This is a genomic window from Poriferisphaera sp. WC338 (assembly GCF_050931845.1).
GTDB lineage: Bacteria > Planctomycetota > Phycisphaerae > Phycisphaerales > Phycisphaeraceae > Poriferisphaera.
On record NZ_CP194516.1, the window covers coordinates 1,048,771 to 1,074,597 of the forward strand.

General features: G+C 50.5%; 25 protein-coding genes. 21 read left to right on the top strand and 4 right to left on the bottom strand.

The window, feature by feature from the left end:
• Positions 1-376: 376 nt before the first annotated feature.
• The 7 genes from ACQ6WK_RS04290 to ACQ6WK_RS04320 all read left to right on the top strand — a co-directional run bounded on the left by ACQ6WK_RS04290 (position 377) and on the right by ACQ6WK_RS04320 (position 8,776).
• The gene (locus ACQ6WK_RS04290; protein WP_432799510.1) at positions 377-1,219 is read left to right on the top strand and encodes a LamG-like jellyroll fold domain-containing protein; all 843 of its coding nucleotides are present in this window, start codon (positions 377-379) and stop codon (positions 1,217-1,219) included.
• A 94-nt stretch (positions 1,220-1,313) separates the two neighbouring features.
• Positions 1,314-2,114 (top strand): prepilin-type N-terminal cleavage/methylation domain-containing protein, encoded by an 801-nt coding sequence (locus ACQ6WK_RS04295; RefSeq protein ID WP_432799511.1) that lies wholly within the window; start codon positions 1,314-1,316, stop codon positions 2,112-2,114.
• A gap of 40 nt (positions 2,115-2,154) precedes the next feature.
• Positions 2,155-3,312: a sialidase family protein gene (locus tag ACQ6WK_RS04300; protein ID WP_432799512.1), complete on the top strand. Its 1,158-nt coding sequence runs from the start codon at positions 2,155-2,157 to the stop codon at positions 3,310-3,312.
• Positions 3,313-3,354: 42 nt separating this feature from the next.
• Complete coding sequence (locus ACQ6WK_RS04305; RefSeq protein WP_432799513.1) at positions 3,355-5,172, top strand: exo-alpha-sialidase; 1,818 nt, start codon at positions 3,355-3,357, stop codon at positions 5,170-5,172.
• A gap of 180 nt (positions 5,173-5,352) precedes the next feature.
• The gene (locus tag ACQ6WK_RS04310) at positions 5,353-6,369 is read left to right on the top strand and encodes a LacI family DNA-binding transcriptional regulator (RefSeq protein WP_432799514.1); all 1,017 of its coding nucleotides are present in this window, start codon (positions 5,353-5,355) and stop codon (positions 6,367-6,369) included.
• Between the two features lie 154 nt (positions 6,370-6,523).
• The gene (locus tag ACQ6WK_RS04315) at positions 6,524-7,522 is read left to right on the top strand and encodes a nucleoside hydrolase (RefSeq protein WP_432799515.1); all 999 of its coding nucleotides are present in this window, start codon (positions 6,524-6,526) and stop codon (positions 7,520-7,522) included.
• A gap of 225 nt (positions 7,523-7,747) precedes the next feature.
• Positions 7,748-8,776, top strand: coding sequence for a LacI family DNA-binding transcriptional regulator (locus ACQ6WK_RS04320; RefSeq protein ID WP_432799516.1), 1,029 nt, complete (start codon positions 7,748-7,750; stop codon positions 8,774-8,776).
• A 67-nt stretch (positions 8,777-8,843) separates the two neighbouring features.
• Here ACQ6WK_RS04320 and ACQ6WK_RS04325 read toward each other — a convergent pair whose 3' ends face one another.
• Genes ACQ6WK_RS04325 through ACQ6WK_RS04340 form a run of 4 tightly spaced genes read right to left on the bottom strand, consistent with a single transcriptional unit; the run spans position 8,844 to position 12,238 of the window.
• On the bottom strand, positions 8,844-9,263 hold the full coding sequence (locus tag ACQ6WK_RS04325; RefSeq protein WP_432799517.1) for an RrF2 family transcriptional regulator: 420 nt from the start codon (positions 9,261-9,263) through the stop codon (positions 8,844-8,846).
• A 26-nt stretch (positions 9,264-9,289) separates the two neighbouring features.
• Complete coding sequence (gene dsrP / locus ACQ6WK_RS04330) at positions 9,290-10,582, bottom strand: sulfate reduction electron transfer complex DsrMKJOP subunit DsrP (protein ID WP_432799518.1); 1,293 nt, start codon at positions 10,580-10,582, stop codon at positions 9,290-9,292.
• Positions 10,583-10,611: 29 nt separating this feature from the next.
• Entirely contained in the window at positions 10,612-11,550 is a 939-nt protein-coding gene (locus ACQ6WK_RS04335) for a 4Fe-4S dicluster domain-containing protein (RefSeq protein WP_432799519.1), read from the bottom strand.
• Entirely contained in the window at positions 11,543-12,238 is a 696-nt protein-coding gene (locus ACQ6WK_RS04340; RefSeq protein ID WP_432800373.1) for a hypothetical protein, read from the bottom strand. Before ACQ6WK_RS04340 ends, ACQ6WK_RS04335 begins: the two co-directional genes overlap by 8 nt.
• A 149-nt stretch (positions 12,239-12,387) precedes the next feature.
• On the opposite strand from ACQ6WK_RS04340, the gene ACQ6WK_RS04345 reads away from it, so the two are divergent.
• From ACQ6WK_RS04345 to ACQ6WK_RS04410, 14 genes are all read left to right on the top strand, one after another.
• Positions 12,388-12,675, top strand: a complete 288-nt coding sequence (locus tag ACQ6WK_RS04345) for a hypothetical protein (RefSeq protein ID WP_432799520.1) — start codon at positions 12,388-12,390, stop codon at positions 12,673-12,675.
• Positions 12,672-15,137: a molybdopterin-dependent oxidoreductase gene (locus ACQ6WK_RS04350; protein WP_432799521.1), complete on the top strand. Its 2,466-nt coding sequence runs from the start codon at positions 12,672-12,674 to the stop codon at positions 15,135-15,137. The genes ACQ6WK_RS04345 and ACQ6WK_RS04350 overlap by 4 nt, the downstream gene beginning before the upstream one ends.
• A 2-nt stretch (positions 15,138-15,139) precedes the next feature.
• The gene (locus tag ACQ6WK_RS04355) at positions 15,140-16,024 is read left to right on the top strand and encodes a nitrate reductase cytochrome c-type subunit (RefSeq protein WP_432799522.1); all 885 of its coding nucleotides are present in this window, start codon (positions 15,140-15,142) and stop codon (positions 16,022-16,024) included.
• The gene (locus ACQ6WK_RS04360; protein ID WP_432799523.1) at positions 16,017-16,502 is read left to right on the top strand and encodes a hypothetical protein; all 486 of its coding nucleotides are present in this window, start codon (positions 16,017-16,019) and stop codon (positions 16,500-16,502) included. The genes ACQ6WK_RS04355 and ACQ6WK_RS04360 overlap by 8 nt, the downstream gene beginning before the upstream one ends.
• Before the next feature lie 8 nt (positions 16,503-16,510).
• A complete protein-coding gene (locus ACQ6WK_RS04365) occupies positions 16,511-18,046 on the top strand; it encodes a hypothetical protein (protein ID WP_432799524.1) in 1,536 nt (511 codons plus the stop codon).
• A 46-nt stretch (positions 18,047-18,092) separates the two neighbouring features.
• Positions 18,093-19,517: an alginate export family protein gene (locus tag ACQ6WK_RS04370; RefSeq protein ID WP_432799525.1), complete on the top strand. Its 1,425-nt coding sequence runs from the start codon at positions 18,093-18,095 to the stop codon at positions 19,515-19,517.
• A 44-nt stretch (positions 19,518-19,561) separates the two neighbouring features.
• Positions 19,562-20,530 carry a GTP 3',8-cyclase MoaA gene (gene moaA, locus ACQ6WK_RS04375; protein WP_432799526.1) on the top strand — a complete coding sequence of 323 codons (969 nt, stop codon included), beginning with the start codon at positions 19,562-19,564 and terminating at the stop codon, positions 20,528-20,530.
• A 2-nt stretch (positions 20,531-20,532) separates the two neighbouring features.
• Positions 20,533-20,871, top strand: a complete 339-nt coding sequence (locus ACQ6WK_RS04380; protein WP_432799527.1) for a carboxymuconolactone decarboxylase family protein — start codon at positions 20,533-20,535, stop codon at positions 20,869-20,871.
• Positions 20,868-21,122: a MoaD/ThiS family protein gene (locus ACQ6WK_RS04385; protein WP_432799528.1), complete on the top strand. Its 255-nt coding sequence runs from the start codon at positions 20,868-20,870 to the stop codon at positions 21,120-21,122. The genes ACQ6WK_RS04380 and ACQ6WK_RS04385 overlap by 4 nt, the downstream gene beginning before the upstream one ends.
• A 56-nt stretch (positions 21,123-21,178) precedes the next feature.
• Positions 21,179-21,658: a cyclic pyranopterin monophosphate synthase MoaC gene (gene moaC, locus ACQ6WK_RS04390; protein ID WP_432799529.1), complete on the top strand. Its 480-nt coding sequence runs from the start codon at positions 21,179-21,181 to the stop codon at positions 21,656-21,658.
• A 48-nt stretch (positions 21,659-21,706) separates the two neighbouring features.
• Positions 21,707-22,900, top strand: coding sequence for a putative sulfate/molybdate transporter (locus ACQ6WK_RS04395; RefSeq protein ID WP_432799530.1), 1,194 nt, complete (start codon positions 21,707-21,709; stop codon positions 22,898-22,900).
• On the top strand, positions 22,893-23,483 hold the full coding sequence (gene mobA / locus ACQ6WK_RS04400; protein WP_432799531.1) for a molybdenum cofactor guanylyltransferase: 591 nt from the start codon (positions 22,893-22,895) through the stop codon (positions 23,481-23,483). The genes ACQ6WK_RS04395 and mobA overlap by 8 nt, the downstream gene beginning before the upstream one ends.
• A 242-nt stretch (positions 23,484-23,725) precedes the next feature.
• On the top strand, positions 23,726-24,850 hold the full coding sequence (locus ACQ6WK_RS04405) for a sugar kinase (protein ID WP_432799532.1): 1,125 nt from the start codon (positions 23,726-23,728) through the stop codon (positions 24,848-24,850).
• Positions 24,851-24,903: 53 nt separating this feature from the next.
• Positions 24,904-25,656: a hypothetical protein gene (locus tag ACQ6WK_RS04410; RefSeq protein ID WP_432799533.1), complete on the top strand. Its 753-nt coding sequence runs from the start codon at positions 24,904-24,906 to the stop codon at positions 25,654-25,656.
• Positions 25,657-25,827: the final 171 nt, after the last annotated feature.

Below are 25,827 nucleotides of genomic sequence, written 5' to 3' on the forward strand. Positions count from 1 at the left end.
CGATTATGCAGGCTATGCGGGGTTATGCTGCGCCCAAAGAATCTTGGGATTTCCTTGGGTATTTAATGCTGGCAAAAACAGCCGAAGGTGTTTTCCGAAAATAAAAGAAAATTTTCCATATTTATCTAATTATATTCTTGAAATTTTCATTCCCAGAATTATGATTGAAGTGTCAAGATCATTTGCCTTTTATGAGTGCGAATAAAGATAGCGTTGTTGCAAATGAATTGTGTGTGTTCAGATAATTGAAGCGAAGTTGCTGTATTGAATCGTTGCAAAGAGAAATGTTAGTCATTATTCACGTCACGTTGTGTGGCAAAGAGTTTTTGAAGTTTAGATCGTTCTTGGTATGTCGCATTTCACGTAGGAGGTAAACATGTCATACAAATTTGGGATTCTTGGCTTGTCGGCGGCACTGATATTGGGTGTTGGTTCGGCGGATGCTGTGCTTGTAGCACATTATGATTTTGATGAGACGGCGAGTTCGACCTCATTGGATGACAATGTTGGATCTGCAGATGGCATTGCAACGGATGTATCGTTTGCTGCGAGTGGCGCTGGTGTTGCGGGTTCAACCGGTTTTGGTAACGCAGGTTCATTTAATGGCACGACATCAACGGTAACGTTCGGTGGTGATGGGACTGGGCCATCAGAATTCTTGCTTGGAACAAGTGATTTTGCGATTGTGGGTTGGTTTAAGACAGATACAAATGTAGTGAACAGTGATATTCCAATTTTCCAAAAAATCCGTAGTAATTTCACAACAGGCTGGACATTAGATATTGGTCGTGCAGACCGCAGTCGTAGGGGAAAAGTGTTCTTCACCGTTGGTAAGACCGGGGCTCAGATTTTTTCTGATGTGCGATTAGATGATGACGAATGGCATTGGATTGCAGCAATCAATGATGGCGGTACGCTTAGAATGTTTGTTGATGGCGTTCAGCAAGCGGATACAGCATCAATGGGGGCAAGCAGTGCTTCGGCTACAGGTGGTGCACCGGCAGGCTTTGGTAATCGTAGTACGCTTCGATATACCGGTGAATTGGATGAGTGGTCTGTTTTTACCCATGCTCCGGATGCGACATTAGATGGCAGCGGTAACCTAACCGATGGTGAACTTTATGACCTTTGGCAGCAAGGTGTTCCAGTACCTGAGCCAGCCAGTCTTGGTTTGTTGGGTCTTGGTGGAATGCTGGTGACCTTACGCCGTCGTAAATGACATAATTGAGTTTTCAATCGGTTGCGGATGGAGATCTGCAATCGATTTTCACTTGTTTCATCATCTCTTGAAGCTTTAGAATGGAGTGTGTGTGATGGTTAGAAAAAAAGCTTTTACTCTTATCGAACTGCTCGTTGTCATCAGTATTATTGCATTACTTATATCAATTTTGTTGCCGGCTTTGAGCAAGGCGCGTCGGGCAGCGACGATGGTTCAATGTATGTCAAATGTGCGATCGATTGCGGGTGCGATGTTTGCGTATGAGGCAGATGAGGGTCGTATGCCAGTGCACTTATACGAGAATGCAGCTAGTGCGCTTGTTCCAGAGCAGATTGCGTTGACAAATTCTTCTACGCATAAGCCATTTGATTTGCGACCGTTGTATGCGGATTACATTGGCGATGTGAATTTCTTTACGTGTCCGTTCCTTGAGCCTTGGGATAAATCAGTTGATGCGATTCCGATGAACAGCAAGCGAATTTATGTTGATTATCAATTGACACCGGGCTATTTCTATCAGTACGACAGCTCGAAAGCAGATCCTTATATTGAGCCATGGATTCGGTCGGAGGTGCGTTGGAAGTATGATGATATGGACGTGTCAGTGCTTGTGATGGATCGGATGAGTTACGATGGGACGTATTCACGATTCAATCACACGCCGGCAACTAATTACAGTGTGAATGAACAAACTTTTAATCCGTCGGCCAGTTATGGTGTTTCGCAGTTCTATCTTCGGGATGCTGCTGACGAGGCGCGTGATGAAATTGAAGCGAATTATGGTTTTACTGACGGTCACGTTGAGCTGCTGCAAGGTGATGACGAGCAGATGGAAAATATCACAGCGAAACGTTTTGGTACGGGATATAACGTGCGGATGCCTGTACGAAAATGAATGCTGTATGCTACTTATACTATATTTATAGGATGAATCAATGAAATTGCTGGGTTGTTTGTTGGTTGTTATGGGCATGCTGGGTGGATGCATATCAGTTGGTGCGACAGATGTGAAGGGTTCGGGTATTGAGCATGTTGTGGTGTATTCAAATCCAAAGGAGTTTGCGGGTTGGCCGGCGAATGAAGGTATTTGGCAGTGGGGCGATGAGATTCTGGTTGGTTTTGAAGTGACCGCCTATGAAGAGCATGAAGGGCATAATCTGAATCGTGATGCTACGAAGCGGATTGCTTTTGCGCGAAGCTTGGATGGTGGCAAGACATGGACGCCAGAAGAGCATTTGGAGATCGGCCCGCCAGAATATCTGGGGGATCCTACCAAGCATTTGCAGAAGCGTGAAGGTGTGAAAGATCCGGTTCCAAGCCCGGGTGGATTTGATTTCACGCATCCGGATTTTGCCATGAAGGTTCGTGGCTCGACGTTCTATGTTTCAACCAACCGTGGTCATGATTGGAGTGGTCCATTCAAATTGCCGGATTTTGGGCATCGATTTCTGATGGCGCGGACGAATTATCTTGTGGTTGATTCGCAGGTATGTCGGTTGTTTTTGTCAGTATCAGATATACCTGCGATGGAACGAGAGCATGCGCGGACGATGATGGTGGAGACGCGTGATGGGGGCAAGACGTTTGAATTTGTAGCGTGGTTGACCAAGGAGCCGATGCTACGCGATCGTAAGGTGAAGCCGGATGTGCGTCTAGCATTTTCGCTTATGCCGAGTGTGATTGAATTAGAAGATGGCAAGATGCTTGCAGGGATGCGCGAACGGGTAGGGCGTGGGAAATGGAATCATGTGGTGATGTCGAAAGATGAGGGGAGGAAATGGCGCGATTTGAGTTTGCCTGTGCAGCATAATAATAATCCTGTGAGTTTAGTGTCGTTGGGTGGGAAGCGTGTGGCGATTGTGTATGGAAGCCGGTTGAAGCCATATGGGATTCGAGCGAAGATCAGCGAAAACAGTGGTCGAACCTGGTCGAAAGAATATGTACTTCGTGATGATGGGCGAGAGTGGGACTTGGGTTACACGCGAGCTGTGGTGAACTCGAAGGGGCAAGTTGTGATCGTGTATTACTACACGACCGAATCGCTGAAGGCGAACCATATTGCAGCGACAATCTGGACGCCACCAGTGAAGTAAGCTTTGGATTGGTTTACTGAATGTGATACGAATCATAGATGGATGATGGAGCTTGATGTGAAGAACGTCTTGTTATGTGTATGTGCTGGATTATTGGGGATGTTGTGGGCTTTAGATTTACATGCAGCTGGTGCAGTCGATGTTGAGCATGGGGTGGTGTATGCAAATGAGGGAGAGTTTGCGGGTTGGCCAGCGAATGAAGGGTTCTGGCAGTGGGGTAACGAAATGTTGGTTGGGTTTAACGTGACGCAGATCAAGCAGCGCGATGATTTTCACAACATCGATAAGAATACATATATGTGGATAAACTTTGCGCGAAGTTTGAATGGAGGGAAAACGTGGGCGATTGAAGAGCATCCGGAGATAAGTACGCCCGGTGGATTAGATGAGGCTGGTGTTTATAAGAAAAAGCTTGGCTATCCTGCGATTAAAAAAGCGATTGATTATGGGGGTGGCATTTCGTTTACAGATGATAGTTTTGGCATGAAAATGCGGTGGAATAAATTCTGGGTGACAAAGGATCGGGGAAGAGTATGGCAGGGTCCGTATCACTTGCCGAGCTTCGGTTTTAATAGGCTGATGGCGCGGACGAATTATGTGGTAATTGATTCGCAGACGATGCTGTTGTTTTATTCGGTGACGAATATGCCGCGAGAAAAAGGGGAGCATGGTCGTACGTTGGTTGTGAAAACGAGTGATGGCGGCAAGACTTTCGAAAATCTGGGATGGTTAACAGAAGATCCGTATAAAGGATATGAGAAGCTTAAAGGTGGAGTGTTGCCAGCGTATGCGCTAATGCCAGGCGTAATGAAGCTGGATGATGGGACGGTACTTGCTGCTGTGCGCGGGCGGATTAATCGGCATAAATGGGTTGATGTTGTGGCGAGCGATGATGAAGGCAAGACGTGGCGAAAGATAAGTCAGCTATTTGATAAGAATAATAATCCGGCAAGTTTGGTATCGTTGGGCGGGCAAAGAATTGCAGCTATTTACGGTTATCGTGGTGAGCCTTATGGTATCCGTGCAAAGGTGAGTGAGGATGGTGGAGTAACATGGTCGAGGGAGGTGATGTTACGAGATGATGGCCGGGAATGGGACTTGGGTTATGTGCGTGCAGGTTTGCGAAGCGATGGACGGATTACAGCGGTTTATTATCACACAACCGAATCACACCCGGCTGAGTTTATTGCATCAACGATCTGGACGGTGGATGGTGCGGCAGCGCCGGATAAGGATGCGCAGTTAAAGAAGAAGCAGTTAGAAATGGTGGCGCATTGGACGTTTGAAGATGCGGATGGATTTGTGGATGATCAGATTGGAATAGCGCATGGGAATGTGGGAGAGGGCGTTGAGTTAGTGAAGAAGATGGGTAGTGATGCAGTGGATGGGTACATTGCAAAGTTTAGTGGTGAGAATTGTGCGGGAATTCATTTGGGTGAAGATGTGCCATCGTTGCAGCTTGGGCGAGATGACTTTGTGGTCACGGGACGATTTCGTGTACCGATGAATGTGGGGCCGAATATGATGCTGATTGAAAGTCAGCATGGTGGCGGTGGTTTTGCAGCATTTATAGGCCGAGCAGATCGAACTTATCGTGGGCGATTGATGTTTACGGTGAACGGGCCAGGGCGTGAGAATGATGTTACGTTGAAGAGCGATCATCGCGTGGATGATGGTAAGTGGCATCGGTTTGAGTTAATTGTTAAAGATGGGGAAATGCGGATGCGTGTAGATGGGAAGCTACAAAAGGGACGTACGGAGTATGGTCATGGGACGACAGCATCAGCACCGCGGGGCGTGGAGGCGATCATCGGTCGCGGTTTGAAAGGGGAATTGGATGAATTAATTGTAAGGCAGTAATGTAGATGATCGTTCACCGAAAAATTGAGAAAATCGACTGGAGCCGGTGCTATATATAGGTTGCTGTTGAGCGATAGTCTGGCAAATGAGATCGCTGGAATGAGAATATGTGGGAAAATTCCAGAAAATATGGGCGGAAAATTAATTGACGCCTATTAGTATGTGAATTAGAATTAAGTTATGTCATTATTAGAAGTTGCAACACTAGCAGGAGTCTCTCAAGCAACGGTCTCGAAGGTGATCCACAATTACCCTTCGGTTTCGCAGCACAATATCGATCGTGTGCGCGAAGCCATGAGTAAGCTGAATTATCAGCCAAGTGGCCGTAAGCGTAAGAGTGGGTCGAAGGGGGCGAAATTGCCAGTGGCAGTCTTGATTGTGCATGTGAACATGTTCCATCACTATGCTTCGACATGCCCGCTTATGTTGAAGGGGGTCGAGCAGGCGCTAAGGGCGCGAGGGTTGGACATGATTTTGGCGCATGTGAAAGATGTGAAGGATTTGCCAACAGCTGTGGCAAACCGCCAAGTGAGTGGATTGGTATTGATTGGCCATGAGCCAAGCGAAGAGGTACTAGAAAAAATCGAGGACGTGCCATCAGTTTGGCTGACGTCGCACCACGATGTGACCGGGGATATGATGCTTGCGGGGAATGAAGCGGTGGGCCGGCTTGCGGCAGAGTATCTGATGGATCGTGGGCATGAGAAGCTTGGGATTCTCAATGCGCTAACGCAGAATTCGGCGATGGATTTGCGGACGGAGTATTTTAAGTTTGTCGCAGGGTCGCGACGGTGTGCCGTGAAGGAGTATTTGTCGGATTCGCCAGATGGAATGGGGGGTATTGGACTTGATGTGATTGCGCTTGAAGAGCGTGTGACTGAGGTGGTTGATCGGTTTTTAAAGGATAAGCCTCGGGTGACAGGGCTGTTTGTACCGCACGATATGCAGGTGGCGATGGTGTACCGCGTATTGGATAAACGAGGTGTGCGTCCTGGTCGGAACTTGGAGATTGTGGGCTGTGATGATGAAAAAGCAGCACTGATTGGCTTGAATCCTCGGCCGGCGAGTGTGAACATTGGATCAGTGACGATGGGGCAGCGCGCTGTGGAACAGTTGTTCTGGCGGATAGATAACCGTGAAGATGAGCAGAGGGTGCGGGTGATGGTTGAGCCAGAGTTGGTGCCGGGTGATGGTTGAGATGAAAATGACCGAGGCATGAGAAGGGATATTGAGAAAGCGGTTGCTATCGTTGTGCGCTGCGTTGAATTTATAAAGACAAATTAATTAGTTGATATAACAAACATTAGGATAATGATAATACTTCCGTGTTATGTTGTGGATAAGGTATGGTGTGAATCATGGAAAGTGTGGTGATCCAGTGGTAAAAGTCATCCTTGATACGGATATGGGTAATGATATTGATGATGCGTTGACATTAGCAATGTTGCACGGGATGCAGAGTCGAGGCGAGTGTGAACTGGTAGGGGTGTCGGTGTGCAAGGATAATGTTTATGCGCCGAAGTATGTGGATGCAGTGAACACGTTTTATGGTCGGAGCGATGTGCCTATCGGGATGGTGAAGGGCGGGGTGACGCCGAACAATCGGACGTTTATCAAAGAAATCTGTACAGCCAAGGATCAGGGAGCGGCGAGATACCCACTAACTCAATCTGCATATGAAGATGCCGTTCCGATGTTAAGGCGGACACTGGTAGAAGCTGAAGATAAGAATATTGTTATTGTGATGATTGGTTTTTCAACTAATATGAAGCAGTTATTTGAAAGCGTAGGAGATGCAACGAGCGAACTGGATGGCCGTGCTTTATTTGCGAAGAAGGTTAAGAAGGTTTATGCAATGGCGGGCGATTTTAGTGCGAGCGTGCAGGCCAAACCGACAATGGGAAGTCGCGAATACAATATCCATTGTGATGTGGAGGGTGCGGTAGCATTTTTTAATCGATGTCCTGTGCCGATTGACTTTAGTGGATATGAGATCGGTAGTGCCTTGTGTTATCCAGCTGCGAGTATCGAGCAAGACTATCGTTGGGTAAAGCATCATCCGGTTGCAGAGGCATATTGTCACTACAAACCGATGCCATATGATCGACCATCGTGGGATCAGACGACGTTGATGGAAGCGGTGAGGCCAGGTGTGTATTTCGATTATTCGCAGGCGGGGCGGGTTGAGGTAACTGATGAAGGTTATGCGATTTTTCATGCGGACGTTGATGGGAAGCACCGCTACTTGAAGCTTCGCAAGGATCGTATGGCGGCATTTACCGAGGATATGGTTTCGCTGTGTTCGATGGAGAACAGCCAAGCTGTTCGGGCGGTTACTGCACGTTCATAATGCACGTTTCGTTTGGCAGAATGGAACAAAATTATTTGGTTGGCGGCCGGATTTGGGATGCTGGCTATTTGTGTAAAGTTTGCAACATATGTCGCATGGGAGCGGACGTGTTTTCTGTAAATTTATTTGTACCATGGTATTAAGTTGATTTTTCAGTCACATTTGTTGCATAAATGTTTATGAAAATTCTTTGTTGCGGGTATATCTGTGTGCTACAAATAGGATATGAGTATCCAAGATGTTGCAAAGGTTGCGGGTGTTTCCAAATCGACGGTTTCTCGGATTATTAACGGTCAGCCGGGGCCATCGGCGCAGACAGTGCGGACGGTGTTGCGGGTGATGGATCAGATTGGTTACAAGCCTCGGCCGTTGTCTCAGCGACCTGGAGTTCGTAAAGCAGGGCGAGAACGAATCTCGACAGGGACGATTGGTTTGCTGATGTTGGATGAGGGGCATTTGCGATATCCGCAGATGTTTGCGGAAATGTTATGTGGTGTGTCATCGGCGATTGCAGACCAGGGAATGAACTTGCTATTTGCCGAAGTGAAGAAGCACGATCGTGTGCCGCCACTTGTGAAGCGGATGCAAGTGGATGGTTTGTTGCTTGCAGGTTCAGAAGTTGATGATCATGTGATCACGGGTTTGCAGCCATTGCCAAAGGTATGGCTCACATCGCACAGTAGTTTGGATAATGATCAGGTGCTGCTTGGAAATGAAGCGGTGGGGCGTATTGCGGCAGAGTATTTTTTGAATCAAGGTAAATCACGTTTGGTAGCTGTGAAGCCACCTAGCCGATTTAGTGTGTATGCGCATCGCGTGCATGCGTTTCGTTATATCGCGGAGATGGCAGGCGCAAAGGTGACGGTTTTGGGAGAGGATTATGATCCTGTATTGCACGAACACTTGCCGGAGCGCGATCGTATGCCAGCCTTCTACCGGATGATCGCACGTCAGTTTAAATCATTATCGCCTCAGCCGGAGGGGATGTTTGTGCCGTCAGATCATTTTACTGCGGAGCTTTATCCTATTTTTATAGAGGAAGAGATCAATCCGATGACGGATGTGATGGTGGTTTCTTGTGATCACCAGACAAACTTTTTGACGGGGTTGAAGCCAGCACCAGTGACAATTGATCTTGGGATACGGGTCATTGGTCGTCGGGCGGTGGAGCAATTGTTGTGGCGGATCAATCATCCGGGTGAGGCGCGCAATGTGCAGTTGTCGGTGACGCCGATGATTGTTGAGCCAGAATGATATTGAAAAGACATTTTGCCGATGGCTTGGCTGATGTTGCGGTGACGATGGGATCGTGATTGCTGCTTCAGCCTTTTTTCTTATTCGCAAATGAGTCGAAGTTCATGGTGGCCATTTGATTTTTGAGATAGGCCTGCATGGCGGAGAGTTGATCGTGCATGGGGCAGGGATCGTTGTTGCCGCACCAACCGGGACCGAAGGGGCAAGCGATTTCAGAATCGAGCCGATCGAATTGTTCAGAGATGTCGAAGAAGGAAATTTCTTTAGGTGGGCGAGAGAGGGAGTATCCGCCGCCGGGTCCCGGGGCACCGTCAACGATGCCAGCTTGCGAGAGGATCGTCAGTACTTTGGCGACGATGGTTTGAGAGAGGTTGCGCGATTTTGCGATTTCACTGGAACTTAGGCGTGTGTGACCGCCGTCATAAACTTCTGCCAAACGCGAAACGGCTGCGATGGCGTGCTGTGTGGTTTTGCCATATTTGATCATGGTGTCATGTTACTCCGTTGAATAGCTCAGGGAGTGGTCTGAACTTGATCTTCATATGTTATCTGATTTTTGGTGATGGTTTGTTGATTGGTGAGGATGGGGATGGCAATTTTCAGGCCGATGGTAAAGACCATGAGTCCGAATGCCCAAATACCGGCTGTAATCTTCCATTCTGTTAGGCTGGGTAAATATTCGACGATCTCGTGGAGTGTAGAGGGGATGAAGCCGGGAACGATCAGGCCCATCCCTTTCTCGATCCACAGGCCAACAAATGCGAGGATGCAGGCAATGTCGAGCGCCCATTTGTGGTGAAGGATGTTGGGCTTGAGGAAGATGATCGCCGCGATGATTGTGCAGGCGATTGATGTCCAGATCCAAGGAACGAGCGCGTTGTGGCCATGTAGTCCGAAGTAGAGATATTGTGCGGCGGAGATGTGGGCGCCGCCGGTGTAGAACTCCGTGAAGATTTCGGAGATAACCATGAGCAGGCTGATGAGGATGGCGATGCGGATGATACCGATGAGGATGCGCATGGGATGGTCGCTGATGTGGAAGCGATTGGTACGACGAATGATTTGCATGGCGAGAATAAGAAACGCTGGTCCCGCGACAAATGCGGAGGCGAGGAATCGTGGAGCGAGTAGGGCGGTGTTCCAGAACGGGCGGCCGCCGAGTCCGCAGTAGAGGAAGGCGGTGACGGTGTGGATGCTGATCGCCCAGAAGATGGAGAGGTAGACGAAGGGGACATACCATCGCGGGTTTGGTTTTTTGCCGAGGAATCTGATGTAGAGGAGGTAGCCGCAGATATGCAGGTTGAGCAGAAGGTAGCCGTTGAGGGCGATGACGTCCCAAGTGAGCATGGAGATGGGCCAGTGGAAGCGGCCGATGCCGGGCATCATATGCCAGAAGCGATCGGGTCTGCCAAGGTCGACGGTGACGAAGAGCAGGCACATGATCATGGCTGAAACTGCGAGGATCTCGCCGATGATCACCACGTCGTGCATTTCTTTGTCTTTATAGAGGTAGGCGGGGATGACCATCATGACCGCACCGGCGGCGACGCCAACCATGAAGGTGAAGTTGGCGATGTACAAACCCCAGCTCACTTGATCGGTCATGTTGGTGACGACCATGCCATCACGGACCTGGACTGCCCACGAGTGTACACCGACCAATGAGACGGCGGTAAGCAATGTCATCCACGCATAAAACAGCCAACTGCCATCGGTGGCCAGCGCGAGTGAGCGGATGATGAACCGCGGGTAGCTGGTGAGATGGTTTGATGATTGATTCAAAGCGACATCAGGCGCATTGTTCATGAATCTGTCTCTTTCATGGAAAACAATGTTTACTCATCGAAGAAGTAGAAGAAGCGGGGCTTGGTGCCGAGCTCTTCTTTGAGGACAAAGACGCGCTTGTTGTCGAGCACGTAACGGATTTCAGATTCGGGGTCGAGGACGTTTCCGAAGACGCGGGCGCCGGTGGGGCAGGCTTCGAGGCAGGCGGGGAGCTTGCCTTGGCGGGTGCGGTGTAGGCAGAAGGTACACTTCTCGACGACGCCTTGCGGGCGGATGCGATTGCTGAGGTAGCCCTGGTCGGGATTGACTTCTGCGGTGGGGATTTCAGGCTTTTTCCAGTTAAAACGTCGGGCATGGTAGGGGCAGGCCGCTTCGCAGTACCGGCAGCCAATGCACCAGTTGTAGTCGACGACGACGATGCCATCCTCTTCTTGCCAGGTGGCTTCGACGGGGCAGACGTTGACGCAGGGCGCGTTCTCGCATTGCTGGCATTGCACGGGCATGTAGAATTTGTCGTCGGCCGGCACGGGGTGATCGTAGTCGACCTTGCCGTGCTCGAGGTTCATGCTGCCTTTGTCCATTTCGAGGACGCGGATGTAGCTGTTGCTGGTGGCGCGGTCGTGATTGTTTTCGTGGTGGCAGGCTTCTGCGCAGCGGCGGCAACCGATGCAGATGCTGAGGTTCAGTGCGTAGGCAAACTGAGTGTTGGGTGCGGGGCGGTAGTCATTGATGGTGACATCTGCGCCGTAGTTTTGTTTGGCTTCGGCTTCGAGTCGTTTGATGACACGATCAAGATCATCGCCGTCGAGTTCTTTGTAGTGCTGTTGCAAAAATTCGTCGACGGATGTTTCTTTGGCCCATTGAGTGATGGGCGCGATGGCGGCAGCGAATGCGGCTGCGCCGAGTGTTGCGCCGGCGCCTTTGAGCATGGTGCGGCGGGTAACGCCGTTATTCAGAACAGGCAATGAATGTTTGGCGGGTTCACTCATGGGATGCGTCCTCCGCGTGGCTGGTCGCTTTTGAAGATGAAGGGTTCAGCCTTGAGCGATCGGGTGGGAACACAGGCTTGAATTTAGGGAAGGCGGGGGTGTGTGGTGAGTGGCAGTCGATGCAGTTGTTGCGGGTGCGTGGGCCTTTGGAAAGATCCCAGTAGCCTTGCATGCCGCCGTGGGAGCCGTTGGCGTAGTCGCGGGATTGTGGTCCGTGGCACTGGCCGCAGAGTTGCATGACGTTGGTGTGAGAGATGGCTTGGCCGTCGGCTTTTTTGAGCGTGTCGTAGTCGTTGGGGTTGTGGCAGGACATGCAGGATAGGTTGCCGTGGTTGAGGGTGAGGCCTTGATGGAAGTCTTTAAGAAGGGCGGGGTCGTTGAGTGTGGTGTTGGGCTCGCGGGTGGCGTGACAGGTGGTGCAGTTGGCGGTGACGGGGCGGCCGTGGTAGTCGAGTTGGTCTGTGGCGACGGTGGGCGGGCCGGCGGGTTTGCGGATGGTGACCGGGTGTTTGGGTGGGGCATCTGCCTTAGAGTTATCCACAACGGGAGATGTGGGGCTGACGGCCTTTTTAATCGCGGCGTAGCCGGGGATGACCAGCAAGCCCGCGGCGAGCAGGCAGCAGGAAAATGTGTAAATCATTCTTTTAGAAAAGTTTACATTAATTTTTTTGTGTCGATCTTGTGGCATCTCACTCACGTTTTGGTCCTCGCAGCAAACCTTCAGAAGCAGGTTATCTGAAAAGTGAAAACATATCAAGAATTAAAGATCAGCTATTCTTGATTTAGGATTGTTGCTGTGCTACCCTGCGGGCAATTCGAACACGAGGAGCTTTGCTCATGCCTGTGAGCGGCCTGAATTTAACGATTAGCGACGACCCGAAGGTGGCAGTCAACCTGAAGGAAGCGATCGCATGTGATGATGCTTTTACGCTCGGGTTGCACCAGGGGGTGCATCTCGCGGTGGTGCTGGAAACTGAAGATAAGTTTCAGGATAAAGCGAAGCATCAATGGTTGTCGTCGCTGGCGGGGCTAGCGCATATCGATGTTGTTTTCATTCATTTTGATGATGACGAAGACGCGGTCTATCTTAAAGATAGCCCATCTTTGTCGGCTGACATGGCATGAGTCAGCAGATCACGGAGGTACGGTTTATGTCACTGGGTCGACGCGAATTCATGAAGGCAGCAGCGATGAGCGCAGCAAGCGCATCGGTTGCGGCGCATACGACATCTCTGAAGGCATCCAACACGGTCAGTTTGCCGGTGGTCGATGGGCCGCCGAATATTCCGGGTGTGACTTGGGACAAGGCGCCTTGTCGCTTCTGCGGAACTGGTTGCCACGTGATGGTTGGCGTTGAAAACGACAAAGTCGTCGCTATCGCAGGAGATCAAAAAGCTGCGGTAAACAAAGGGCTTTTGTGCGTGAAAGGCTATCACGTCGGATCAATCCTTTATGGTGAAGATCGCCTGACCACACCGATGCTTCGGAACAATGTTACAGACAAGCTTGAGCCGATCACGTGGGAAAAGGCAATTGATGTTGCTGCCAAAGAGATCATGAAGGCGCCGGAGAAATTTGCATTTTACGGTTCAGGTCAATGGACGATCCCCGAAGGTTATCTTGCTCAGAAATTCATGAAGGGTGGACTCGCCAATAATCACATCGACCCGAACGCGCGCTTGTGCATGGCCTCTGCGGTGACCGGTTTCCTCAGCACGTACGGTGTTGATGAACCCGCGTCGTGTTACGACGACCTTGACCATGCGGATGTGGTGATCATGTGGGGCAACAATCCTGCGGAGATGCACCCGGTTTTGTTTAGCCGCATTATTGATCGCCGATCCAAAGGCGAAAAAGTGACGATTGTTGATATCGGCACGCGGATCACACGCACCAGCGAGCAGTCGGATTATGTCATGACGATGAATCCGCACACCGACCTGGCGATCGCGAACTGCATCATGCAGCAACTGATTTCTTCCGGCCGGTATGACAAGGATTTCGTCGAAAAACACTGCAATTTCCGTAAGGATAGCGATCCGAAGGGATTGTTCGGCGCGGCGATGACGTTCGAAGAATTCGTGAAAGAAAATGACAAGTACACGCCGGAGTATGTCGAGCAAATTAGCGGCGTGTCTGCGAGTAACCTGCGCATCCTCGGCGACATGTTCGCGGATCCGAAGCTGAAGATCGTCAGCCTTTGGTGCATGGGTATGAACCAGCACACCGCAGGGACGGCGATTAACAATCTTGTTCACGGCGCGCATTTGATTTCTGGTCACTGGGGCAAGCCGGGCGATGGTCCGCAATCACTCACGGGTCAACCATCCGCTTGTGGTACGGTGCGTGAAGTCGGCACGCTTGCACACGCTCTGCCGGGTGGTCGCATCGTGAAGAAGAAAGAACATCGTGATCAATGCGAAAAGATGTGGAACCTGCCCGCGGGAAGAATCAATCCCAAGCCGGGCTATCACACGGTGAAGATGTTCGATCAGTTCTGCACTGCATCAGATAAAGGCGGCGACATCGACTGCATGTTCGTGCAAGTCACCAACCCCGGCCAGTCACTGCCGAACACGAACAAACTATTCAAAGCCAAGAAGGCGCTGGACAACAAGTTCCTGATCGTGGCGGAAGTTTATCCGACGGCGACGACCGAGTTGGCCGATTTGGTTCTGCCTGCGTCGATGTGGGTTGAGAAGAACGGCGTGTATGGCAACAGCGAACGACGTACCCAGCAATGGTTCAAACAAGTGAACCCTCCGGGCGAAGCGCGGGATGACTGCTGGATTACGATCGCGATTGCGCGGCGTTTGATGGAACTCGGGCATCCGGGCATGAAGGATAAAGATGGTGAATTCATCTTCCGTGTGAATGATGCTGATGGTAAAGAGGTGCCGGTATGGGAGTGGGAACACTACTACGATATTAACGTGGACCGCGAAATCTACACGGAATACAGGCAATTTACGTTCCTGAAGCATAAGGATGTGGCGCCGTATGATGAATTGGTGAAGACTCGCGGGATGCGCTGGCCAGTGGTTCAGGATAAGAACGGCAAGTGGAAGGAAACGCGCTGGCGATTCGTCGAAGGTGCGGACACGTATGTTAAAGAAGGCGCGGGGTTCCAGTTCTATCACTCAACAACGAAAGATGACAAAGCGCAGGTTTGGTTCCGTCCGTATGCCGACCCACCAGAGATGCCGGACAAAGAGTTCCCGTTCTGGCTGTGCACGGGGCGTGTGATTGAGCATTGGCATACAGGGACGATGACGCGGCGTGTACCACAGTTGGCACAGGCGATGCCGCATGCTTATGTAGAGATGAATGCTTCGGATGCTGCCGCGATTGGCGTAGGGCAAGGCGACATTGTGACGGTGCAATCACGGCGAGGTGAAGTTGATTTGCCGGTATGGATTGATGGTCGCGGCAAGCCACCACGTGGAACGGTGTTCGTGCCGTTCTTTGATGAGTTGAATCAGATCAATGATGTGACGCTTGATGCACACGACCCGTTCTCGAAGCAGCCGGACTATAAGAAGTGTTCGGTGCGTATCCTGCCATCACGCAGTAAGAAGGGGATGTAGCCGTGGCAGAGAATCAATCGCCTTTAGATGATCAACATGATGCGCCGCCGCAGCTAAGCCTTGGACGCGTGGGGCAAGTGATTTTGGTGAGTTGTCTTGTGATTGCGGTGGCTGGTTTTGTCGTCGGGATTCAAGACGATGATGGGCCGGCGAATCAACCTCTGCATGGAGTGAGCGGGTCGCATGATGTGGGTGGGTCGGATGATGTTGCGCAGAATCAGTATCCGGATGCCCCGCGGTATGAGATGCTGGGCGATGGGATGCTTGATCGATTGCAGTTGTACCGAACGGAAGTTCAGGGACAAGCCGTGCGGCCAGTGGATATGCTGGTTGATGTGCCGAAGGCTTCTGAGCCTGTGAAACTAGCGGCAATTGCGGCAAGATCAGATCGGCGGGCCTATAGCGGGGCGCCGCCGGTGATTCCACATCAGATTGATCAACGCCGTCCTGAAAGCTGTATGTCGTGTCATGGTGAAGGCATGAAGCTCGGCAGCGTGGTCGCGCCGAAGCTGAGTCACAAGTTCCTGACCAACTGCACGCAGTGTCACGTGGAGTCATCCAACCGCACGTTGGTATTGCGTGAGCAGGCATCGCTATCAGAAAGCCATTTTGTGGGCATGGCTTCGCCGAGTGAAGGCACGCGCGCATGGAGAGGCGCGCCGCCGACGATTCCACACGCCACCATGATGCGCGAAAACTGCACCAGTTGTCACGGGCCTTCAGGGAAGGAAGGCATTCGAAGCAGCCACCCATACCGGCAAAACTGCAATCAATGTCATGCGCAATCAGCTGCACTGAATCAAAGATTGAATGCAAGCGAGTCGCCGTTCCCGTTTAAGGCAAGTCAGGCTAGCGAGGCGGTGAAGGAGTTGTTGAAAGATGAGTAGACCGAAGCTCCAATCTCGCAGGCAAATGCTGGAACAGTTCATCGGCAGCGTGATCCCCGGTGGGAAGATTGATCATGATCAGCCCACCGCTGAATCTACCGCTGTGGCGAACATGCAGACCACCAAACCGATTGAAGACGAGCAAGTTGGTGATACATCATCGACGCAGGTAATCGGTTTACCCGAGCTTCAAGATCAGCTTTTAGACATGCAGACGGTAGATTGTTTGTTTTCAGATATTGGGCAGTGTGCAACGTTCTTATCTGCCGTGCCGCGATACATGAGTCGGTCATTTGTCGATCCAAGCCCGGTGGGTTTGGATGAGGCGAGGTTGCTTGTATTGCAGCGACAAGCCCGTGCGGTCCAGCTTCGTTATGTGTTTGAGGGAATGGAATGGTGGGACACGCTGATGCCGCAGGATGAGGGTGTGCGGCTCGTGCGTATTGCTCACAAGGATGGGGTGCCGTTAAGTCAGTGAGTCGGATCATGAATCGGTTTGAAGCTTTAAAATTAGAGGTTAACTTCAAGGCGCTTGAAGCAGAACTCGGATCGCTGTTTGCGAAACCGTTTGATGAAGTAGATGATCGCACACTCGAATGTCTCAAAGTTTTTGGCATTGCTTACAAACGAAAATCAAAAACATTTATGATCCGTGTCCGTATCCCGCTCGGACAAATGGATACTAACCAGCTTCGCGCATTGGCGGCTGTTGCTGAAGAATATGGTCAAGGTGAACTACACCTTACGATGCGTAGTCAAATTCAGGTGCGCGGGTTTCAATGGTATGACCTTCAAGCGATCACAACTAAGTTGTGCGATGCCGGATTACTCGGGCACAGTACGCTTATGGACAGTGTGCGGAACATCGTGACATGCCCATTGACGGGCATCAGTGAGCATGAATATCTTGATCCTACGCCAGTCATTGAACGGCTAAACGATCGTATTGTTAAAACAGATGAACTGAGAAATCTGCCACGTAAGGTTAATACGATCATCACCGGTTGCTTGTATCAATGTCAACATGCCATGTATCAGGACATCGTGTTGTTGCCTGCGGTGAAGGATATCGATTCAGCAGATATACGAGGTTTTAATTTTTATATTGGCGGGCAAGCAACAGGAACAGCGTGTTATCAAGCACGGCCGCTGGATATTTTTGTTTCGCCATCAGTTGCGGATAAAGTGGTCTGGGCATTGTTGATGCTATATCGAGATCACGGTTCACGAGATGTACGCGGTGAATGTAGGATTAGTCATTGGGCGGAAGAAGTTGGTTTGTCCGAGATTCGCGAGCAGCTTGTAGCGATGTTGACTGTGCCGCTCTATCAAGCTGGTATTACGCAGCAATCGGAGGACCGGTGCAAAACGCTTGGGCTTATACCTCACCCGTCTCGGGAAGAAATCGCGATGGGTTTGTATGTTCCCGGTGCGAAGTTGCGTGTAGATGATGCAGAGAAAATAGCTTGTTTTGTAGATGAATTTGGTCGTAGCGAGCTACGGCTGACACCAGATCAAAATATCGTGGTGCCGGGTATTAGCGGTGCAAAAGTTGAAGCTGCAATAACACATCCAATCTGTCGCACATTTGATTGGCAGCCTCATGCAGCTCACGCTGGTACGCGTGCTTGTGTCGGTTTGCCGGATTGTCATCTGTCGATGATTGACACGAGCTATTGGGCAAAGCGCGTGTCGGATGAATTGCAGAATCGCTTGCCGGAGATGCCGGAGGTGAATATCCGGTGGTCAGGGTGTAATGCGGGTTGTGCAAGGCATCAACTTGCAGATATCGGATTGGTTGGTCGTAAGCGAACAATGGCGGACGGTACACAAGTGGATGCTGTGGACATCTACATGCCACGGGAAGATTCAGTGCACCATCGTTTGCATAATGAATTGGTCATATCGCAAGTGCCATGCGAAATATTGGCTGGAAAACTAGAACAAATCATCCGGCAGGAGTTCATGCCACCGGATCAACTTGAAGTTATGGAACACTATCAGGCAACGACCCAATTTTAATGGATGAGTTGCAAAGCAAGACCCGTTAGGGATCAGGAGCTAGATCATGTTACGTTCACTATCCGTTCTTATGGCAGCAGGCATGCTGCTGGTTAACTCAGATGTCTCGTTGATGGCGCAGGAGACTGAATCAGAAGCATTTGCGCGGCCGAAGTTGAATCCGGTTTTGCCACAGAATGAAAGCTGGTACGACCTGAAAGGGCGCGATACGCAAGCAACCGGCGATCTGTTTGACCCGATTAAGTTTATTCCGCTGAACGATGATGAATCGGTTTGGCTATCCATCGGCGGGCAACTGCGAACACGGGTCGAATCTTGGGATAACTTCGGCTTTAACAAGAACAATGACGATACATTTGTGCTTTCACGCATCCTGTTACATGGCGATCTACATTTGGGCGAAAACGTCCGGGTGTTTGTGGAAGGGATTGGTGCATTCTCGAATGATCGTGAATTGCCAGGCCTGAACCGGGGGTTGGATGTGAATCAAGGTTCGTTGCAGCAAGCTTTTGTAGATGTCATCCTCCCGTTGGAAAACATTGGCAAACTGACACTCCGCACCGGGCGGCAACACCTGCTGTTTGGCAGCCAGCGCTTGGTGAGTCCTTTGCCGTGGGCAAATACGCAGCGCAAATGGGATGGTTTTTCCGCAAACTTGAAAACAGATTCAGCAGACTTGACTGCTTTCTACACACACTTTGTGCCGGTAAAGAAGTATCAGTTTGATCAGGAAGAGAGTATTAAGTTCTGGGGTCTGTTTGCCAAGGGCGCAATTGAGAATACGGGAGCCAAGTGGAATGCATATTACTTCGGCTACGATCGGCCAAGTGCTACGTTCAATGGCACCACTGGCGCAGAAGAACGCCATACGCTAGGAGCGCGACTCTTCGGCAATCTCGGAGACTCAGGGATTGATTATGATTTTGAAGGGGCATATCAGTTTGGCCGTGTTGGCGCAGGTGATGTGCGAGCATACATGTTGGCAGCTGAAGTGGGCTACAAGTTTGATGTGAAGACGTATACGCCGCGCGTTGCGATGGGCTTGGATATTGCAAGTGGTGATGACAGTGCGGGCGGCGATGTGCAGACATTCAACCAACTTTTCCCGCTTGGGCATAAGTATCTGGGATTCATTGATATCATCGGGCGACAGAACATCATTGATTTCCATCAGTCGATTGGCGTGCCGATCACGAAGAAGCTGAAGGTTTCTGCGGCTCATCATTATTTCTGGCGAGCCGATGAAAATGATGGATTGTACAATGCAGGCGGCGGATTGGTTCGAGCTGGTGGTGCTGGTACTTCCAAGAAGGTCGGCAGCGAGATCGATCTGACCGTGAAGTATGCGATTGATCGCCATGCGACGATTCAGGCTGGGTACAGCCACTTCTTCGCTGGGCAGTTTATTGAAGACACAGGTACCAGTGACGACATTGATTTTGCGTATCTGCAGTTTGTGTACAATTTCTAAGATGAATGTTGAAGTTGCGTTGACGCTTTAGGAGTCCATCTGTTTTGCAGGACAAGCACGGCCGATCAATCGGATATCTCAGATTGTCGATTACACAGCAGTGTCCGATGGCCTGCACGTATTGTCGGCCGGTGGGTTACAAACCGTGTGCTTCGGCGCGTAGTTTGACCCCTGAACAGATCATTCAGATGGTGTCGCATCTTTCGACGCAGCATGGTGTTTCTAAAGTGAGATTAACTGGGGGTGAGCCAAGCGCTCACCCTCAGCTTTTACAGATCATGAGCGGGATCAGCCAGATCGAGACGGTGACGGATTTGGCGATGACCACGGGGGGATTAACGCTTGCAAGATGTGCAGAGGATTATGTTCACGCAGGGCTTAGCCGAGTGAATGTAAGTCTCGATTCATTGAATGCACAGATGTTTAAAAAGATGACGGGGGTGGACGGGCTTGATCATGTTTTGCGAGGAATCGATACCGCGAGTGAGATCGGCCTGTCACCACTCAAGCTGAACACGGTCGTGTTGCGTGGTCACAATGATGATGAGTTGCCGGAGTTGGTTCGTTTTGCAGCGGAGAAGGGTGTGCCGATCCGGTTTATTGAACTCATGCCGATGGGGCCGTTGGCGGAGCAATGGACGAAGCTTTATGTATCGGCTGGAGAGATGCGTATACGGCTTGATAGGGTGGTACAGGAATGGCTACCAAGGTCGCAAGGTGCTGATTCAGCGGAGATGTTTGATGTTGTTCTGGAAGATGGTTTGCGAGGGCAGGTGGGTTTCATCACGCCAATGAGTTGCAATTTTTGTGCGGATTGCAATCGTCTTCGGATCACATCAGATGGATCAGTGTATCCTTGCTTGATGGATAATCCGCGCGGTTCGGTGATGGCAGCGTTTGACCCGATGTTTGATACGGTACGGTTTGATACAATTCTGCATGATTGTATGGCGGTGAAAGCGCCGGAACATCCGACGATCGGATTAAACGTGATGACGAGTATTGGAGGCTAATTATGAGCGAGTCGAAGTTGCCGGCCACATTCAAGGCGTTTATTGAAAAATTTCCAGCCTTGGGCGAAGCGCATGAACGTGTTGCGGTGGCTGTGGATAAGCAGGGGCCACTGGATGCGAAGACACTTGCGCTGGTGAAGATGGGGATTTGCATGGGGGCAAATCTTGAGTCGGCGTTTCGGTCGCATGTTCGCCGAGCGATGAAGCATGGTGCGACGGTGGAAGAGATCGAGCAGACGATTTTGCTAGCAATGAACACTGTCGGCTTTCCGAGAACAGTGGCGGCTTGGCAGTGGGCTTGGAAGCAGATTGAACGTGATCAGAATGAGGCAAGCGAATGACGGTGAAGGTGCTGTTGTTTGGACCGCACGCGAACGTGCTTGGTGCGGATCATGCTGTCGTTGATATTGAAGCGGCGGGCGAAGTGGTTGCTTGCGGGCGACTACGTTCAGCGATGGTGCAGCAGTACCCAGCGCTGGCAGGTTTGATGCAAGGTAGCCGATTTGCGGTGAATCATGCCTATGTGGATGATGCGGCGATGATACATGAGCAGGATGAGGTGGCGCTGATCGGGATGATTAGTGGCGGTTAAGGTTGTAGGGGTTGGTATCCCGCGACAATGCGGATCAATGGCGATAGGATGGTGGTATGACAGAAAAGCTATCACATGTTGATGATCAGGGGCGGGCGAGCATGGTCGATGTTGGGAAGAAGATGGAAACCAAACGTCACGCGGTCGCAGCAGCAGAGGTGCATGCGAGTGCGGCATTGGTCAAGGCGGTGCAAGATGAGGCGGTCAAGAAGGGGAATGTGATTGAAGTGGCACGGTTGGCGGGGATCATGGGTGGGAAGCAAACATCAAATCTGATACCGCTGTGTCATCCTTTGCCGCTGGATCATCTTGGTGTGGAGATTGAAATCAGAGGGAATGTGTTTTATCTGACTGCGACAGCCAGCACGACAGCAAAAACCGGCGTTGAGATGGAAGCACTAGCCGCGGTGACGATTGCGGCGCTCACGGTCTACGATATGGGTAAGGCTATTGATAAAACAATGGCTATTAGTAATATCCGTTTGCTCGAAAAATCCGGCGGGAAGTCGGGGACGTTCCACCGTGATGATGAATGATGGCCGAGATGATTCTTGCGGTTTTGGACTGGATGAGGAGCCTCATTCTTGCACCAGGTACTAGAGAATACAGCGCTTTCGCATAATGAGGCTAAAGCTGAGCGTTGGCCTGCATATCGATTTAATCTGCAGGAGTTTTCGGGGGCATTGGGGGACATGGGGACGTTCTTGCCGCTAGCGGTAGCGATGTCGATATTTTGCGGGATGGATTTGGCGGTGGTGTTTGTTTTTGCGGGGTTGATGAATGTATTCACGGGGTTGTATTTCAAGCAACCGATTCCAGTGCAGCCGATGAAGGCGATTGCGGCGGTGGCCATTGCGGAAGGATTGAGTGCGGGAGAGATCGCATCAGCGGGGATGTTGATGGGCGCATTTTTGTTGGTGTTGACACTATCGGGGTCTGTGGATTTGATTGCGAAAAAGATCCCAAAGCCAATCGTGCGTGGGATTCAGCTTGGGGTGGGGTTGAAGCTTGCGATGAAGGGATTTGCGTGGATGTGGCCGTTGTCTATCTGGCAGTTAGATGGATGGGTAACAGCGGGTATTGCGGCAGCATTGATTATATTGGTACGATCAAAGCGATTTCCGATGTTGATGGTGGTGTTTGCAGGTGGGGTTGTGATTGCATTCTTGAATCATGGGAACTTGTTTGCGAGTTATGCATGGCAGTGGCCGAAGTTTGATATGATGTTGCCGACGGGCGAACAGTGGTGGTCGGGTTTAACGCGGGGCGCGTTGCCGCAATTGCCGTTGACGCTATTGAATTCGGTGGTGGCGGTGTGTGCACTAAGTGGCGATTATTTTCCGGGTCGTGGGATTAAGCCGGGGCGAATGGGGATGAGTGTGAGTTTGATGAATTTGGTGGCTGTTCCATTTGGGGGAATGCCGATGTGTCATGGGTCGGGTGGGTTGGCGGCCCAGTATCGGTTTGGTGCGCGGACGGGTGGGAGCGTGATCATGTTGGGCGTGCTGAAGGTTGTGGTGGCAGTTGCGCTGGGGACATCGTTAGCGGTGATCATTCAAAGCTATCCGGTATCAATATTGGCAATGAGTCTTGTTTTTGCGGGATTGATGTTGGCAAGGGCGGCCAAGGATTGTTTGGTTGGGCGAAAGCTACTGTTGGTACTAATCACCGCGATCACGATCATCATGTATGGCACAATGTGGGGTTTTTTAATTGGGTTAGGTATTTATGTATTGGATCGTTGGCTTTTGGGATGGGATGGTGTGAAAGATGAGTGAGCAAGGAAAGTTGCCACTGTATATTCTGGCAGGTGGGCGGTCATCACGGTTTGGTTCGGACAAGGCGCGGATGGTTATCGAGGGGAAGCCGATACTGAAAGTGATTGAAGAAGTGCTTAAGCCGTACTGTTTAAGTACGACGGTGATTGCAGAGGAAAAGGGGAAGTATGAAGATCTTGGACTGCGAACGATAGCAGATGATAAAGATGGCTATTGTGGGCCGTTGATGGGTGTGTTAACAGCAGCCAATGACATGAAGCGTGTACATGGATCAGGATGGTTTATGCTGGTGTCGTGTGATGTGGTGGGGATGGATCATCGATGGATCAAGAGGTTGGTTGAAGGAAGACTAAAGGAAGGTGGGGCTGTGGTGTTTTATGATGATCGATATCAGCCGTTTCCGGGATTGTATCATTCGGTGGGGGCGGCCTGTGCAGAAGAGATGTTGCGCGATGGGCGGTCATCGATGCAGCAATTTTTAGCGGAGATTGATGCGGTAAAAGTAGACGTGCCGCATGATTGGGGGCTGATGATCCAAGTGAATACACCAGAAGATTATCAGCGTATACAGCGAAAGAAGTGAGTGCCGAGCGGTAGATTGCATGTCTGGAATTGCACTTGAAGTGTGGGGTGGTCGAGGATTGTACAAATAAAAACAAGTGTTTTTTGTATATGGGGCTTATCTTGTCTACGTGGCATTGGCTGGCATTGCTATACTTGTTGGCGGATTGACTTCTTGATCATACGGTGATGTGATGTAATCTCATCCAAGATAGATCTAGATCAGGTTTGATCGTTTGGTCCAGGATTTAATAGGAAGATGTAATGATGCAAATCAAACAAGCAGGTGAGTGCCAGCTGGATGCGCTTTCGTTGGGTGAGGTCATGCTTCGTCTCGATCCAGAAGATGTACCAACAGAACGGGCGCGTGGGGCACGGATCTGGCACGGCGGCGGTGAAACAAATGTTGCGGAAGGTTTATCATATTGCTTTGGCATGCGGACTTCTGTGATGACGGCACTGGTGGATGATGGTATCGGTCGTAACATAGAAAACCAGCTGCGCGAAGCAGGTGTGGACACCAGCAAGATCATCTGGTTTAACACGCAAGGGCAGGGCAAGTTCTCAACCGATCAAAAAGGATCACTACATAACGGGATCAACTTCACATGGAAAGGCCGTGGCGTGTTGCCTTCTGTGACCTATTACTACCGGGCTCATACGCCTATCCGTGAGTTAGAGCTAGGGGATATCGATTGGGAGTCATTGTTTGCCTCTGGAGTGCGGTGGTTCCATACGGGCGGCATTTATGCGCTGCTTTCTCCGACCTCAGCGGAGGTCACGCTTGAGGCATTGGCAGCGGCGGGCAAGCACGGCACATTTCGTTCGTATGATTTGAATTATCGTGCGAAGGTGGAGCCTAATAAGGAACATGCCCGTGAGATCAATATGGCCGTGGTGAAGCAGGCAGATTTTGTGGTAGGCAATCAATCTGATTTTGAAGATGCATTGGGGGAGACTTGCCGGAAGGTTTCAAAGGACGATGCGTTTGAGTTTTGGCTTGAGGCTTACACGGAACTGCTTAAAAACGTAGCGAGAAAATATCCCAATCTGAAGTTGATTGGTACACAGTTGCGCGGGGCGCTCACTGCAGATCGGATCAACTGGGGAGCGGTACTATACGATGCGGTGGCCGATGAAATTCACCTGGCGACGGTGCGCGAGAATGTAGAAATCGCAGATCGTACAGGCGGCGGTGACTCATTTGTGTCGGGTGTGGCGGCAGCGTTGATGCAAGGGAATTCAATTGCGGAGGCGGTACAGTGGGGCGCAGCTCACGGCATCTGTGTGCAAGCGACGCCGGGTGATACGACGATGGTCACACAGGATCAGATCGAGAAAGAAGTGAAGCGTGCCGCAGCAGGTGGTGGCGTAAGTGCTCTACGATAGATAATAAAGATTGCAAAAGAACGTCTATTCATAAGATAGCGTGAAGGGTTTAAATGGTGTCAACAGAATCAGAACGTCAGGTGGTTGATAAAGCGTTGCGTGCGAGTGGAATTGTGATTGTGTTGAATCAATCGCATGTGAAAACAACGCAGCATATTGTGGATACGATGGTGGCGATTTATGAACAAGGATATGTGGCGGAGCTGACATTCCGGATTGACCATGGCATGATTCGCGAGGCCATGGCTGAGTTGGTGAAACTCAAAGCGGAGGCGCCGGTGGATAAGCCTTTTGTCTTGGGGGTGGGTTCGGTGATCAATCCAGCAGAGCTGGATGATGCGATCGAGATGGGCTTCAACATGATTGTTGCGCCGGGAAATGTGATGGGTGGGTATGGCGAAGGAAAAGAGTTTATTCGGATAGCGCACGAACACGATGTGTTTGCGGCACCAGCAGTTTTCACGCCAACGGAGTTAGGCTATTTCATTGAACGTGGTGATGATTTGATTCCGGATGCGATCAAGATTTTCCCGGCTCGTACACATGGGCCGAAGGGTATTTCGGATTTGCTTGCACCGTTTGTGCGTGAGCGTCATAAAAACCGAATCATAATGCCGACGGGGGCGGTGAACGAAACAACTGCGAGTGATTTTTATCAAGCGATTATATCACGAGGGTTTTCGCCGGTGCTTGGGATGTCGGCTCCGCTGCAAGGAGTGGTGGATCAAAATGCTCCGGGTGATTCAAAGGCTTTGGCTGAATCATTACAACGATTCAAATCAAATTGCATCATTAGAACGTGCTGATGGATGATTAGGTAAGTGAGTAAATTGGGTGTTGTGTGTCGATGCTTAAATATTCGTTTTAGTCTAAAAATATTCTTCTCTTTCTATATGACTGATGTATAATGAACGCATCTTAAATGTGTGGGATTACTTACATCCGATTTGAATTTGTGGTGTAAGTTATTGAGGATA